The organism is Nocardia gamkensis NBRC 108242 (genome assembly GCF_001612985.1).
GTDB classification, from domain to species: Bacteria; Actinomycetota; Actinomycetes; order Mycobacteriales; family Mycobacteriaceae; genus Nocardia; species Nocardia gamkensis.
The window spans coordinates 98,133-112,202 of the sequence record NZ_BDBM01000027.1 but is presented as its reverse complement, the minus strand read 5'-3'; the positions used below and the strand labels follow the sequence as shown (position 1 = coordinate 112,202).

The window sequence follows — 14,070 nt, the reverse complement described above, 5'->3', positions numbered from 1 at the left end:
GCAGGATTCGGAGCTCCTCCGCCCGTAAAACAGCCTTTCTGACCGATTCCGGTTTCACCTGTTGTGTCGCTGGTAATTTGCTGAAGGACTATCAACCCAGCCGGCTGATCGACGAATGCGGCGAACTACCCTTGGAGGTCAACGGTCGTGACTCGTCCATTTCTTCGTATCCTGGGCAGCGGGCGCATGGGTTCGGTCCGTGTCCTCGGTGCGGTCGGCGGCATGGCACTCACCCTGCTGCTGTCGACGACGGCAACCGCGGAGCCGATATATCCGCTGCCCGATCCGGACCCGTTCTATGCCGCGCCGGCCGATCTGGCGGCGCACCGACCAGGTGACGTGCTCGCGGTGCGACCCTTGCCGCCGCTGGCTTCCTTCCCGGGCGCCGCCGTCCGGCTGGTCGAGTTCCGTTCCACCAATTCGCACGGCGCGCCGATCGCGGCCACCACCACGATCGTCACCCCTGCCTTCCAGCGGCCCGGCATGCCACTGCTGTCGTACCAGCACTTCATCAATTCGCTCGGTACCGGCTGCGCGGTATCGCACCTGCTCTACGAGAACGATCTGAATCTCTCGGCGACGACGCCGATGTTGGGTGTGCTGCTCCAAGAAGGCTGGAGTCTGGCGCTGCCGGACCATCTCGGACCGCAGTTCGCCCTCGGAGCGGGACGTTTGGGCGGCCAGATCACGCTGGACGGGATCCGGGCGGCGAAACAACTGCCCGAACTCGGGGTTCAGCAGAGCCCGGTGGCGCTGGCCGGGTACTCCGGCGGCGGTCTCGCCACGGCTTGGGCGGCCGCACTGCAGCCCTCCTACGCCCCTGATGTGCGGCTGGTGGGCGCGGCCTTCGGTGGCGCGCCGATGAACCTGGTGGCGATGGCGGAGGGGCTGGGTTTGAATCCGCACCCGGCTTTCGGCTTGGCGATGGCGGCGGCGATCGGTTTGGAGCGGGAATATCCGGACCAGGTGCGGATCAGCTCCAATCTCAACGCGCGAGGCCGCGCGCTGCGTGACGCCATGGCCAACAGCTGTACCAACGAGATCCTCACCATCGGCGCCGGTGGCAGCGCGCGCGAGATGACCGACAGCGCCTCGGTCTTCGAAATGCCCGAAGCATGGTCGGTGGTGGAGGAGAACAGCGTGGAGCTCTACGGCGGCGCTCCGGAAACTCCGATCTTCGAGTGGCATTCGCCGAGCGATCCGCTGATTCCGATCGCTGCCATCGACAACACCGGCCGCCGTTGGTGTGCGGCCGGGGTGCGGTGGCAGATGGTGCACGTGCCCGCTTTCGACCATCTGTCCGCGGCGGTCGCCGGCGCCCCTGCGGTGCTGGCCTGGCTCGAAGGCCGGGTTCGCGGAGAGCCCGCGCCGTCCAATTGCTGATGAACCGGGCCCCGGGCGGCTCTCGGCCGCGACGAGCCCCCGGGGGCCGATCCAGCAGGCGGACCGACCGGACCGGATTGCGTCCGGACATGCGGGGTAAACCGCAATCACAGGAGGTGATCACATGCCGAAGGCTTGGTCGGACAAGCAGGAACGCCAATACGAGCACGTCAAGGACTCCGCGAAAACCCGCGGCGCGAGCACCGATCGCGCGAAGGAGATCGCCGCTCGCACGGTCAACAAGAACCGCGCCCAGTCCGGGCAGTCCAAGACCGCGAGCAAGTCCTCGACCGACGACAAGTCGCCGCAACAGCGCGGCGGACAGCGTTCGCACAGCGGAGCACAAGGGCCGACGCGCGACCAGCTGTACAACGAGGCCAAGAAACGCAATGTCGAAGGCCGCTCGAAGATGACGAAGAAGGAGCTGGCGCACGCGCTCGGACGGGACTGAGCAGGCGCCGCTCGACGACGAAGAAGCGAGAGGAGTGGAGATGGCCGAGCAGCAGGAAACGGGCACCGTTACCGGCACCAGGGACAAGGATTACAACCTGATCTGGTTCGTCGAAGCGTCCCTGGAGAATGCCCTGCGTCTGGATACGTTCATCCGGGACGCGGAACGCGACGGAGACAGCGAGCTGGTGGAATTCTTCCGCAAGGCGCAGGCCGACAGCCGTAAAGGTGGTCGGATGGGTAAAGAGCTTCTGTCCCAGCGCCTCGCCAAATCCGATATCTGAGCTTTTCCCGACAGGCGGGGAGGGTGGCCGCGTGGCCGCCCTCCCCGCCTGTTTGCATCTTTATCCAGCTGGAACGGATGGCCGGGTGTCGTCGTCCGGAGGCTGGGTACATCGCTCTCGAATCTCGCCGCCGAGCCGAGGAGCAGATATGCGCGTAGTCGTGGTCGGTGCCACCGGAAACGTGGGGACGAGCTTGCTGGAGACCCTGTCGGCCGAAGCGGGGGTCGGTTCGATCGTGGGAATCGCGCGACGCGTCCCGAGCAAATCCTGGGATGGCGTCGAATGGGTGCAGGCGGACGTGCGAACCGACGACCTGGAATCCCATTTCCACGGCGCCGACGCGGTGGTGCATTTGGCATGGCTGTTCCAGCCCAGCCATCAGCCCATGGTCACTTGGCGCGCGAATGTGGGCGGCACCGAGCGCGTGCTGCGTGCTGTGGCCGCCGCGCAGGTCCCGGCTTTCATATACGCCTCGTCGGTCGGCGCCTACTCCCCGTGCCACGACGACGAGCCGGTGCCGGAGAGCTGGCCGACCGATGGCTGGCCGCCTGCCGCGTACACCCGCGAGAAGGCCTATGTCGAACGGCTACTGGATCGGTTCGAGGCCGAGAATCCCGACCGCCGCGTGGTCCGGATGCGCCCGGGGTTCATCTTCCGCCGGGAGACCGCCAGCCAGCAGCGGCGCTTGTTCGCCGGGCCGCTGCTGCCGAATCGCCTGATCCGGCCGGGCCTCCCGCCGATCTTGCCGCTTCCGCGTGGCCTGCGCTTCCAAGCGGTACACAGTGACGACGTGGGTCGCGCCTACGCCCTCGCTATCGCGACCGACGCCCGCGGACCGTTCAATCTGGCCGCGGAACCGGTGATCGACCGCGACCGGCTGGCCGAGTTGTTCGGCGCCCGGGTGGTGTCCGTGCCGCCCGGACTCGTCCGCGCCGCGCTCGCCATGGGGTGGCACGCGCGGACCCTGCCCGCGGCGCCGGACCTGTTCGACGCGGTGATGCGCCTGCCGATCCTGGATACCGGCCGCGCGCGGGCGGAGCTGGGCTGGACGCCGCGGTTCACCGCCGTGGACGCCCTCCGGCATCTGCTCTCCGGTTTGCGCGCCGGTGCGGGGGAAGACACCCCACCTCTGGCTCGCGACGCGGGCGGGGCTTGGCGCTGGCGGGAATTCGCGGCCGGAGTGGGTGGCCGAGAGCTGGGTGTCGGCTAGTTCGCCTGCCGCTCTGCGCTGCCGCAGCGGTCGCCGTACCGGTGTCTCCGGGCCCGCCGACGATCGAGTCGTCCGACGACCCCGAGTCGACGTCACCACGACCGAAGGGGCCGACCCGTGCATCAGGTCGACCCCTCCGGCCTTCGGATGCCGCTACCTGCGCAGTACCACTGCCTCAGGCTCGGGCACATGCCGGCGGCGGCGTCAGCTGTAGATGAAGAACACGCCGCCGGCGATACCGCCCGGACCGGTGACCGTGACCGGCGCCGGACCGAAGCCCACCGGGGTGATCGCGGTGATCTGCGTGTCGGAATTCACCGTGAACGACACTGCCGGAAGGAAACCGAAGAATACGCCGGTGGCGCCGGTGAATCCGGTGCCGGTGATCGTGACCGCGGTACCGCCGGTCACCGGCCCCGTATTCGGTGTGACCGAAATCAGCGTCGGCACCGAAACATAGGTGTACGGCACTCCCGGACTTGTACCGACCGGAGTGGTGACGGTGACCGGCACGGTACCCGTTCCCGGCGGAGCGATCGCGATGATCAGCGTGCTGGAAATCCCGAAGAAGAAGGTGGCCGGGGTGGCGCCGAACTTGACCGAAGTAACTCCGGTGAAGCCGGTTCCGACGATCAAAACCACGGTTCCACCGGTCGACGGCCCGGAATTCGGAATTACCGAGGCCACCACAGGTGGCTGCACGACGTAGGTATAAGGAAAGCCATTACTGGTTCCGCCCGCATTGGCAACGGTGACCTGTACGGTGCCTGCGCCGGGCGGAGCGATCGCCGTGATCTGCGTATCGGAATCCAGGGTGAAAGTCGTCGCGGTCCCGCCGAATCGCACCGTGGTCGGACCGGTGAATCCGGTTCCGGTGATAACCACGCTGTTACCCCCCGAAGTCGGGCCCGTGGTCGGCGATACCGAAGTGATAGTAGGCATGGCATTGCCCCTTTTCAGAGTTGATTACCTGCACCGGGGGGTGCTCGACCTGTTGGTTGCCCGGCTGTAACCATTAAGGCCCCGAAAGCCGCACTGCGGCAATGCATATTGCGATCCGTTTTCGTCTGTTTTTGTCCGATTCCGTCTGGTTTATGGTCCGTTGCGCTCCCACTCTCGGGGAGCGCATGGTTCGAGCCTTCCGATAGCGTGCACCTGCCGGTCGGACGGACTGCTTCGGCGTACGCGACCAGGAGGTGGCCCTCACGGCCTCCGACGTCGGCTCCGGCCCGCGAGTCACCTCCAGCGGGATCCGTTGTGCTGCGGCATGTCTCGTTGTTGTCGTCAAGCCGTCTCCAGCGGTGGGAACCGGCGAGTCTCGGGCTCCGGTCGAGCCTCCGCTACCGCAGGTTCGCACCGCGCTCGCGAGGCGGCACCGCCCGGGTCGACAGCGGTGAGTCCAGTCCGAAGATCCACGTACTGTCCGCGGAAAAGGCTCATCCGGCATTCCCACCGTTGGAGTCAGTTGCTGCGGTAGCGATGAGAGACTCTCACGGTGACCGAGAAACTCGCCACCGAGATGTCGGTCAGCACATACGATTACGACGAGCAGCTGCCGCGACTTCGCATCCCGACGTTGGAGGAAACGTGCGAACGGTTTCTCGAGAGGTGCTCGCCGTTGCTGACCGACGAGGAACTCACTGCCACGAAAGCGGCCGTGGAGCAGTTCCTCGCGCCGGACAGTGCGGCGTGGACTCGGCAAAGCGAGATCGAGCGATCCGATCGGACACCCGGCGTCCACAGTTGGCTCGACGCATTCTGGCACTCTCGCCATCTCGGCTATCGGGACAGTATCGCGTACAACGCGAATTCCTTCTTCCTGTTTCCGGACTCGGAGCATGGGCAACTCGAACGTGCCGCCGAACTGATCTTCCGTACCGCCGCGTACAAATTCGAACTCGACGCCGAGATGGTAGCGCCTGTGCTGCTGCGCGGCCGGCCACTGTCCATGCACCAGAACAGGCGCCTGTTCTCCACCACCAGGATCCCCGGCATCGAGTGCGACACCGTGCGCTCCGCCTACAGCGCCGCCGAGCCCGGCCCGTCGACGGCCCGGCACATCGTCGTCTTCTTCCGAAGTCATGCGTTCCGAATGGACGTCGTCGCGGCCGACGGTACCCCGCATTCCATCGAGGACCTGATCGCCGGGTTGGACGCGATCGGCAGAGCCGATCCGGCCGGTGAGATGTCGCCGGGTGCGCTGACAACGGGACCACGCACCGCTTGGGCGAGGGCTCGCCAAGCCCTCATGGAAGACGCGGACAACGTCGCCGCGTTCGAGACGATCGAAACGGCGCTGTTCTGCCTCGCGCTCGACGACTTCGCGCCCCGAGACGAACTCGCTGCCTGCAACCAGCTCATGCACGGCGACGGCGGGAACCGCTGGTACGACAAAGCGTTGACATTCATCGTGTTCGCCGATGGTCGCGCGGGCGTCAACATCGAGGAGTCCGGCCTGGACGGAACCACCGTGGCCGGCTTGTGCGACGCGGTTCTGGCGAGTGCGACAGCTGTCTCGGCGGACAAGCCGGGACGGGCGCCCGCGGTATCACCGATCGAATTCCGTCTCGACGAGGCTGTCCGGCAGGCGGTTCGGCAAGCCTCAGCCGACTTCGCCGAGCAAGCGGACGAGACCGCCACGGAGGTCGTCACGCTCGACGGCTTCGGCTCGGACACGGCCAAACGACTCGGAATATCACCGGATGCGCTGGTACAGATGGCTTTCCAACTCGCACATCAGCGGTCCAGGGGATTGCTCGGCATCACCTATGAATCCGTTGCCGTGCGGCATTACCGCCACGGCCGCACAGAAGCCCTCCGCGTGGTCACCCCCGAAGTCGTTCGCTTCGTCGCGTTGATTGTTGGTCGCCTGCATGCGGCAGGCCCTCGCGTCGATGATGTCGAATCAGTTCGCGCCGGATTCGCCGCGAGGGACTCGGATGATGGCGGACTGTTGATCCGCTATTCGCCCACCCCGTTCAGCATCTGCTCGATGCGGGCGCCCAACGACCGGCCGGCCGCATGCAAGGGTTCGGTCGAGCGAAGAGTGCGGCTGAGCACGAAAGCGCCCTCGAGCGCCGCGAGGACGGCGACGATGAGCTCGCGGGCGTCCGGTGCGGACAAGCCGCGGCGGACGAAGTAGTCGGCGCCCTCGTCGATCCAAGAGACGATGACCTCGGCGGCGACTTCACGCAGCCCGGGTTCGCTGTCGGCGACCTCACCCGCGACGGTGCCGACCGGGCACATGTTCATCCAGCCGGTCTGTTCGATCTGCTCGGCCGCCGACGCGAACGCGGCGGGGATCGCCTCGCACAGATCTTCGTCGGCGTCGAACAGCAAAGGGAGCAACTGCAGGTACGCGGCTCCGGACGTGCGCAGCGCCGCGGCGGCGATCTGCGGTTTCCCTTCGGGGAAGTGGTGATAGAGCGACCCCATCGGCGCGCTCGCGGCGACGGTGAGCTGCTTGACGCTGGTGCCCGCGTAGCCCTGCGTCCGCATCAGCTCGGCCATCGCGGTGACGAGGCGTTCCCGGGTGCTGGTTGACATCTTCTCGGTCACCGTTCCAGACTAGAGCAACTACTCTAGAGTGATCGCTCAAATGGAGGCGGACATGCCCGTTATCGAACTGCCGGTGGGCCGGGTGCACTACGTCGAGCGCGGCGAAGGACCGCCGGTCGTTCTGCTGCACGGTCTGCTGATGAACCACACGGTGTGGGACGAGGTCATCGACGCCCTGCCCGACGGCTTCCGGTACGTGCTGCCGGACCTGCCGCTCGGCGCCCATCCCCTACCGCTGCGGCCGGGTGTGGACCTGAGCTTGCGCGGCCTGAATCAACTCGTCGCCGATCTTCTCGCCGCATTGGATCTGCGGGATGTCACGCTCGTGCACAGCGATTGGGGTGGTGCGCTGTTCCTCACCGCCTACGGGCTCGACGAACGCGTCGGCAGGCTCATCGTGCTGCCCTGCGAGGCGTTCGACAATTTCCCGCCCGGCCTGCCGGGCAAGATGGCCACCGTCGCCACCTATATGCCGGGCGGCGTTTCACTGGCGCTGCGGCAATTACGCGTTCGGTGGCTGCGTCGCTCGCCGCTGCTGTTCGGTTGGATGGCGCGGCGCCCGCTGTCCGACGCGCTGGTGCGCGGCTGGACCGAACCGGGACTGCGGGATGCCGGGATTCGGCGCGACCTGCTCGCGTACACCAAGTCGGGGTTCCGCAAGCCGGAATTGATCGCGAATACCGAGGCACTGCGCGACTTCCAAGGCGACGCGCTGATCCTGTGGTCGTCGGCGGGCAAGGTGATGCCGCGCGAGCACGGCCGCAGGCTCGCCGAACTCATGCCCGGCGCGAGGCTGGTCGAAATCGATGACGCCTACGTCCTTTCGATGCTCGACCAGCCCGCCGCGGTCGCCGAGGCGATGTCGGCGTTCTTGGTCGAGCGCCACACGCCGGAGCGGAACACTCGCGGACCGCGGTAGCGCTCGGGCGACCACGCCGGGCAGCGCTCTCGGCCACTTGCCTTGACGTCGACGAGAAGGTTTAGCGTGGCGGTGACGGCGGCGAAGGAGGACGGATGCGCATCGGCGAACTGGCGCAGCGGGCGGGCACGAGCACCCGGGCCCTGCGGTACTACGAGGAACACGGTTTGGTGCGGCCGCGCCGCGCGGCCAACGGGTACCGCTCCTACGACGACGCGGAGGTGCGGATCGTGGCGAAGATCCGTGAACTGCTCGGCGCTGGGTTCGACCTCGACGACATCCGTCCGTTCGTCACCTGCTTGCGCGCGGGCAACGGCTCCGGAGACGTCTGCCCGGACTCGGTCTCCACGTTGCGGCGCAAGCTGGCCGAGGTCGATTCGTATATGGAACGGCTGGTGCAGGTGCGTCGTCATCTGAACGACCGGCTCGCGGCGGCCTGCGAGTTCGACCGGATCGAGCAGCCGAGGTGAGATTCGCGGTCAGCTACAGCACCCCCTTCTTCGGCGTCGACCCGGATCGGCTGATCGCCTACGCCCAGCACGCCGAACGCTGTGGATTCGAGGCGATCTACCTGCCCGAGCACATCGCGCTGTACCCGGGTGCGACGATCGGGCCGATGGAGCTCACGCCGACGGTGCCGTTCGCCGACCCGCTCGACGCGCTGAGTTTCGTGGCCGCCGCAACGGATCGGATTCTGCTCGGCACCGCGGTGCTGCTGCTGCCCTATCACCATCCGGTGGTGCTCGCCAAACGCCTGGCGACGATCGACGTCCTGTCCAAGGGACGGATGCGCCTGCTCACGGTGGGCCTGGGCACGCTGCCCGGCGAGGCGCGGGCCGCGGGCGTCGATTTCGCCACCCGGGGCCGCCGTGCCGACGAGGCCATCGACGCGCTGCGGCTCCTGTGGTCCGGCGGCGCGGAAGGGGTGAGCTTCGAAGGCGAGTTCTTCCGGTTCGAGAACCTGTGCAGTTACCCGAAACCCGCCGGGGGCGGAACTTTGCCGATCCACGTCGGCGGATCGAGCCGCGCCGCCGCGCGCCGGGCCGGATCCCGCGGCGACGGCTACTTCCCGGGCGGGGTGCTCGGGCCGGTCGAGCGCGCCACCCAACTGGAGATCGCCCATGCCGCGGCCGGTACGGCGGGCCGGGACCACGGCGCGTTCGAATACACCCGCTGGGGATCGATCGACATGCCCGCCGAGCGGGTCGAGGGAATGGCCGAACAGGGCGTCACGCGGATCGTCGTGAGCGCGAGTACGGGCGACCCGGAGCGCGCCCGCGACGAGTTGTCCGCCTTCGCAGCGCGCTTCGATCTTGCGAACGCACGGAGGTAGCGACCGCGCACTCGTCGGCGCCGGAAACCTCCTCAGACGGCGTGGCCCGCAACCAGATCCGCCACCGAGTGATAATGCAGGGTCTCGGCGGCGGGTCTTCGCACGTCGCCGTCCTCGGGTTCCAGCAGCATTCCGACGTGATCGCCGAAGTCGTAGCGCTCGCGGATGCGGGCGCTGAACCAACTGGGCACCGTGCTGAGCACCGGAATGCCGTCGGGACCCGCGTGCCAGTCGCAGTGCACGAACTTGTCGATGTCGTCGCCGGTTTCACCGCCGAAAAGCCGCGCCAGCGACAGCTGTTCGCTGCCGAGCAAATGTACCGCGAGCCGCTCGGCGCGCTGCGCGACCCGGTAGGTGTGGTTCTTCTTGGACAGGCCGATCAAGAACCGGCGCGGCTCGATGCTGACCTGCGTCGCGAATCCGACGAGACAACCGGCGCGCCGGCCATCCGCCTGCGCGGTGACCAGCAGCACGGGATAGTCTGCCGCCGCGACCACCGCGTCGAACACTGCGGTCCGGTCTTCGGTAGCCATCGGTCCTCCCAGCGTGATGCAACGTCTTCCCCGGATGCCCGCGCGACCGTCGCGCAAACATGCCGGACCGGGCAGCGCTCACCCTACAACCGCGGCGGCCGGTCGTCTGAGACGGTGATGCCGGAAGGGCGGGAAGCCCGGGTGACGGCCCGTGTAGATCGGCTCATTCCGGTCTACATCCCGTGGATGATAGTCCACCACAACGACTTACGCGCCGACACTGAAAACGCATGGTGGCGGTCGCCACATTGCGAGCGCACCGGCGCACCCGGCGGTCGACATGCCCCGTCGCCTCCGGTTCAGCAGTGCCGGACCCGGCAGTGAGCGCCGCTGTCGGCGATCATGGCTCCGGCTCGCGGCGCACCGGAACGTCGCCTGCGCGCCCTCGCAGTGTGAGTACGCCTGCGGCGGCGGCGATCATGCACAGCCCGACCACCCAGAGCCCGGCGCGCTGGCTTCCCGTCGCGTCCCTGAGCCCACCGGTGACGTACGGCGCCACGAAACCACTGACGTTGCCGATCGAGTTGATCAGCGCGATGCCTCCGGCCGCGGCGGCACCGGTCAGGAAGGTGCCGGGCAGGGCCCAGAACGTCGGCAGCGCCGCGAGCACGCCCACCGCGCAGACGGTCACCGCGATCATCGCCGCGAACGGATCGCCGAGGTACAGGGCCGCCGGAATGGCGAGGCCGCCGAGTAGCGCGGGCAGCGCGACGTGCCAGACGCGCTCGCCGGTCCGGTCGGCGTGCCGCCCCCACCACACCATCACCATCGCCCCGATCAGGTAGGGCACCGCGTTGATCAGCCCGCGCTGCACCACCGAATACCGCGTGCCGTATTGCTGCTGGAAGCCGTCGATGATCGTCGGCAGGAAGAAGCCGAGCGCGTAGAGGCCGTAGACGATGCCGCCGTAGACCAAGGCGAGCCCGAGCACCCGCGGATGGGTCAGCGCACGACGCAGAGTCCAGTGCTCGGCCCTGCGCAGCGCGGCCTGCTCGGCGGCGAGTTCGCCCGCGAGCCATTCCCTTTCCGCGGGGGCCAGCCAGGTCGCCCGCTCGGGACGGTCGGTCAGGTAGAACCACGTCACCACCGCCAGCGCGATGGCGGGCAGACCCTCGACCAAGAACATGAACCGCCAACCGCTGAGCCCGAAGACCCCGTCGCCGTACTGGATGATCAGGCTCGACACCGTCGCGCCCAGCGCGGTCGAGATGGGCACCGCGGTCATGAACAACGCCACGATCCGCGCCCGTTGCGCCTGCGGGAACCAATAGGTCAGATAGAGCAGGATGCCGGGGAAGAAGCCCGCCTCCACCACACCCAGCAGGAACCGCAGGATGTACAGGACGGTGGCGTCCGGCACGAACGCCATCGCCGTGGCCACCAGGCCCCAGGTGACCATGATCCGGGCGATCCAGCGCCGGGCGCCGAACCGGTGCAGCGCCAAGTTGCTCGGCACCTCGAGCAGCAGGTATCCGACGAAGAAGATGCCAGAGGCGAATCCGAAGGCGGTCTCGGTGAGACCGAGTTCGGTCTTCATCCCGCTGGGCCCGGCGAACCCGATGTTGACCCGGTCCAGGTAGTTGACGAAGTACAGCAGCCCGAGAAAGGGCACCAGGCGAATCGTGACCTTGCGCAGCGTAGCGCCGGCCACCTCGGTGGTGGAAACCATCAGCGCACTCTCGGCCCCGGACCGCCGCTTCGTCAAGTGCGCCGCGGGAGAACTGCTCTCGCGCGAGCACGCGAGACCGGACGCCTCGCGCCCCCGGCCGCGGCCGGGGGCGCGTGTCCGCCGTTAGTCGGCCTGCTCCAGGTGCACCGGAAGCCTGGCGTGTCCGTTGGAGATGAAGCTGGACACGGTGCCGAGTTCCTCGGGTCCGGCCGCCAAGCGCATGTTCGGGAAGCGCTGGAAGAGCGCGGGCAGGGCGATTTCGGCTTCCAACCGGGCCAGCGGCGCGCCCAGGCAGTGGTGCGCCCCGTACCCGAAGGACATGTGCTCCTTGGTCGCTCGCCGCACGTCGAACTCGCCCGCGGTGGCGCCGTGCAGCTTCGGATCGCGGTTGGCCCCGGCGTAGGACGCGAGGATCGGCTCGCCCTTGGCGATGCGCAGTCCGTCGATCTCGATGTCATCGGCGGCGAAGCGCAGCGGAAGATGCGCCACGGGCGCCTCGTAGCGCAACGCCTCCTCGATCAGGTCGGTCCAGGTCGCTCGCCCGTCGGTCACCTCGGCGAGCTGGTCGGGGTGGGTCAGCAAGGCGAAAACGGCCTGATCCAACAGGTTCACCGTGGTCTCGTGCCCGGCGCTGATGACCAGCAGCAGCGTATCGATCAACTCCTGCTCGGTCAGCTGCGAGCCGTCGTCCTCGTCCCGGTGCGAGATCAGCAGGCTGGTCATGTCGTCACCGGGCATTTCACGCCGGTAGGCGACGAGCTCACCGAGGATCCGGTACATCTCCATATAGTTCGCCTGCGACTGTTCGGGCCCGAGCGAGGTGTCGAAGATACCGTCGACGCACGTACGCAGACCGGCGTTCAGGGACTCCGGGACGCCCATCAGCGCGCTGATCACCTGGATCGGCAGCGGGTAGGCGAAGCCTTCCCTGAGGTCCACCGCTTCGCCCGCGGGTGTGGCCGCCAGTTCGCTCAGCAGGTCCGCGGTGATCTGCTCGATCATGGCGCGCATCGCCTGGGTGCGGCGGTGGGTGAACGCGGGCGCGACGAGTTTGCGCAGTCTGCGGTGGTCCGCGCCGTACGCGGTGAACATGTTGTTCACCGCGACCCACGGCAACAGCGGCCAGTCCTGGGGGATCTCACCGTTGACGAGCGCTGGCCAGTGCTGCTTGCCGTCTTTCGACACCCTGGGATCGGCCAGCAACCGCTTGAGCAGATCAGCGTCGGTGACCGACCACGCCCGCACACCGCCCGGCAATTCGACGAGGGCCACCGGCCCGCGCGCGCGGATTCGCGCGGATTCACCCTGGATGTCGGCGCCTGTCGGATCGAGGACTAGGGGCTGTGTGTCCATCGGGAACTCCTTAGAAGACGGTCAGCGGAGGGGATTTCGGAAAGACCACGGGCAGCGACACCAGCGCGCGGTGGAACGGGCCCGGCCGCCAGTTCAACTGGCTGGGCGGCACGGCCAAGCGCAGTTCGGGCAGCGCGTCGAGGATTTGATCGATCGCGTCCTGGACCACCAGGTAGGCGGCCGATCGGGCGGGGCAGGCATGCGGCCCCACGCTCCACGCCAGATGCGCGCGGCTGTCGGTGCGCTGACCGACACCGATCGCGGGATCGTTGTTGCAGCCCGCCATGCTGATCACGACCGGCTGGTGCGCAGGCAGCCAGACATCATCGATGAGAATCGGCTGCTTGGGATAGCTGACGCAGTAGTTCGCCATCGGCGGGTCGTTGAACAACACCTCGTCGAGGGCGTCGCGGGTCGAAAGGCTCCCGCCGAGAAAGTCTCCCGCGAACCGTTCGTCGGTCAGCATCAGCAGCAGCGTATTGACGATCAGGTTCTGCATCGGTTCGATACCGGCGCCGTAGAGCGTGATCAGCTGGTGGATCATCTCCACGTCGTCCAGGCCCGCCTCGTGCCGCAACAGCCGCGAGGTGATGTCGTCACCGGGTTCTTTGCGCTTCAGCTGCACGAGTTCGAACAGCGCGTCGGTGAGCATCGCGTTGCCCTTGTCCGCGTTCACGCCCTCGAAGATGGCGGCCATGCCGGTCGCGACCTGCTGGCCGATGTCCGCCGGGCAGCCGATCATGGCGTTGAGCACCGCGAAGCTGAGCGGGAACGCGTACTGGCTGATCAGATCGGCCGCACCGTCCTCGCAGAACGCGTTGATCAGCTGGATGGCGATCTGCTCGATGGTGCCGTGCAGCGCGTGCAGATCGACCCCGGCGATGCTCGCGACGTTCGCTTGCCGGTAGCGCAGATGTTCCAGGCCGGAACTGCGCAGCGCGTTCTGCCGCCATTCCAGCATCGGCAGGACCGGGCACTCGCCGGGAACGTCCTTCTGCCAGGTGCGCGGATCGGCCGGGAAGTGGTCGGGATCGTTCAAGATACGCAGCGCGGTGTGGTAGCCGATCACCAGCGTGGCGGGCAGGTTCGGCGACAGTTCGACCGGGACGAGTGGACCGTACTGCCTGCGCATCTCGCGGTAGGCCTGGTGCGGATCCTCGGCGTATTCCTGCGAATACAACGGGTAGCGAGGGCCGCTGCTATCGATCGGCGAGCTGTGCGTGACGGGGCACCCGTTGGCGGACGTGGACGGCGGGAAATGTGGCGTGGTCAAAGACGAAACTCCAGAGGAACGAACATTTCGACGAACGCGATCGCCCGGCGCGTGCGCGCCGCGACGGCGTAGGTCGACGTGATGCGGGGGAATCGGTGACAGGCC

At 67.5% G+C, this 14,070-nt stretch carries 13 protein-coding genes and 1 pseudogene; 8 read left to right on the top strand and 6 right to left on the bottom strand.

Annotation, left to right across the window (positions count from 1 at the left end; genetic code table 11):
• Window positions 1-186 precede the first annotated feature (186 nt).
• The 4 genes from NG1_RS21455 to NG1_RS21440 all read left to right on the top strand — a co-directional run bounded on the left by NG1_RS21455 (window position 187) and on the right by NG1_RS21440 (window position 3,327).
• Window positions 187-1,383: a lipase family protein gene (locus NG1_RS21455; protein WP_062973473.1), complete on the top strand. Its 1,197-nt coding sequence runs from the start codon at window positions 187-189 to the stop codon at window positions 1,381-1,383.
• Between the two features lie 124 nt (window positions 1,384-1,507).
• Entirely contained in the window at window positions 1,508-1,834 is a 327-nt protein-coding gene (locus NG1_RS21450) for a hypothetical protein (RefSeq protein ID WP_062973471.1), read from the top strand.
• A 40-nt stretch (window positions 1,835-1,874) separates the two neighbouring features.
• On the top strand, window positions 1,875-2,117 hold the full coding sequence (locus NG1_RS21445) for a hypothetical protein (RefSeq protein WP_062973520.1): 243 nt from the start codon (window positions 1,875-1,877) through the stop codon (window positions 2,115-2,117).
• A gap of 148 nt (window positions 2,118-2,265) precedes the next feature.
• Window positions 2,266-3,327 (top strand): NAD-dependent epimerase/dehydratase family protein, encoded by a 1,062-nt coding sequence (locus NG1_RS21440; RefSeq protein WP_062973469.1) that lies wholly within the window; start codon window positions 2,266-2,268, stop codon window positions 3,325-3,327.
• 204 nt (window positions 3,328-3,531) lie between these two features.
• Here NG1_RS21440 and NG1_RS21435 read toward each other — a convergent pair whose 3' ends face one another.
• Window positions 3,532-4,269 carry an IPT/TIG domain-containing protein gene (locus tag NG1_RS21435; RefSeq protein WP_084499084.1) on the bottom strand — a complete coding sequence of 246 codons (738 nt, stop codon included), beginning with the start codon at window positions 4,267-4,269 and terminating at the stop codon, window positions 3,532-3,534.
• A gap of 577 nt (window positions 4,270-4,846) precedes the next feature.
• Between NG1_RS21435 and NG1_RS38445 the strand changes: the two are divergent.
• Window positions 4,847-6,175, top strand: a pseudogene (locus NG1_RS38445) (choline/carnitine O-acyltransferase); the annotation flags it as partial.
• 113 nt (window positions 6,176-6,288) lie between these two features.
• On the opposite strand, the gene NG1_RS35825 reads toward NG1_RS38445, so the two are convergent.
• Complete coding sequence (locus tag NG1_RS35825; RefSeq protein WP_245659980.1) at window positions 6,289-6,885, bottom strand: TetR/AcrR family transcriptional regulator; 597 nt, start codon at window positions 6,883-6,885, stop codon at window positions 6,289-6,291.
• A 52-nt stretch (window positions 6,886-6,937) separates the two neighbouring features.
• Here NG1_RS35825 and NG1_RS21420 point away from each other — a divergent pair, with 52 nt between their 5' ends.
• The 3 genes from NG1_RS21420 (at window position 6,938) to NG1_RS21410 (ending at window position 9,137) form a co-directional block, all read left to right on the top strand.
• Window positions 6,938-7,804 (top strand): alpha/beta fold hydrolase, encoded by an 867-nt coding sequence (locus NG1_RS21420; RefSeq protein ID WP_062973518.1) that lies wholly within the window; start codon window positions 6,938-6,940, stop codon window positions 7,802-7,804.
• 95 nt (window positions 7,805-7,899) lie between these two features.
• Entirely contained in the window at window positions 7,900-8,274 is a 375-nt protein-coding gene (locus tag NG1_RS21415; RefSeq protein ID WP_062973460.1) for a MerR family transcriptional regulator, read from the top strand.
• A complete protein-coding gene (locus NG1_RS21410; RefSeq protein WP_062973458.1) occupies window positions 8,271-9,137 on the top strand; it encodes a TIGR03619 family F420-dependent LLM class oxidoreductase in 867 nt (288 codons plus the stop codon). Before NG1_RS21415 ends, NG1_RS21410 begins: the two co-directional genes overlap by 4 nt.
• A gap of 32 nt (window positions 9,138-9,169) precedes the next feature.
• On the opposite strand, the gene NG1_RS21405 is transcribed toward NG1_RS21410, so the two are convergent.
• The 4 genes from NG1_RS21405 to NG1_RS21390 form a co-directional block, all read right to left on the bottom strand.
• Window positions 9,170-9,670, bottom strand: a complete 501-nt coding sequence (locus NG1_RS21405) for a flavin reductase family protein (protein ID WP_040866291.1) — start codon at window positions 9,668-9,670, stop codon at window positions 9,170-9,172.
• Between the two features lie 340 nt (window positions 9,671-10,010).
• Window positions 10,011-11,339 (bottom strand): MFS transporter, encoded by a 1,329-nt coding sequence (locus NG1_RS21400; RefSeq protein ID WP_062973456.1) that lies wholly within the window; start codon window positions 11,337-11,339, stop codon window positions 10,011-10,013.
• 123 nt (window positions 11,340-11,462) lie between these two features.
• Complete coding sequence (locus tag NG1_RS21395; protein WP_062973454.1) at window positions 11,463-12,692, bottom strand: cytochrome P450 family protein; 1,230 nt, start codon at window positions 12,690-12,692, stop codon at window positions 11,463-11,465.
• Window positions 12,693-12,702: 10 nt separating this feature from the next.
• A complete protein-coding gene (locus NG1_RS21390) occupies window positions 12,703-13,965 on the bottom strand; it encodes a cytochrome P450 (RefSeq protein WP_062973452.1) in 1,263 nt (420 codons plus the stop codon).
• Window positions 13,966-14,070 lie beyond the last annotated feature (105 nt).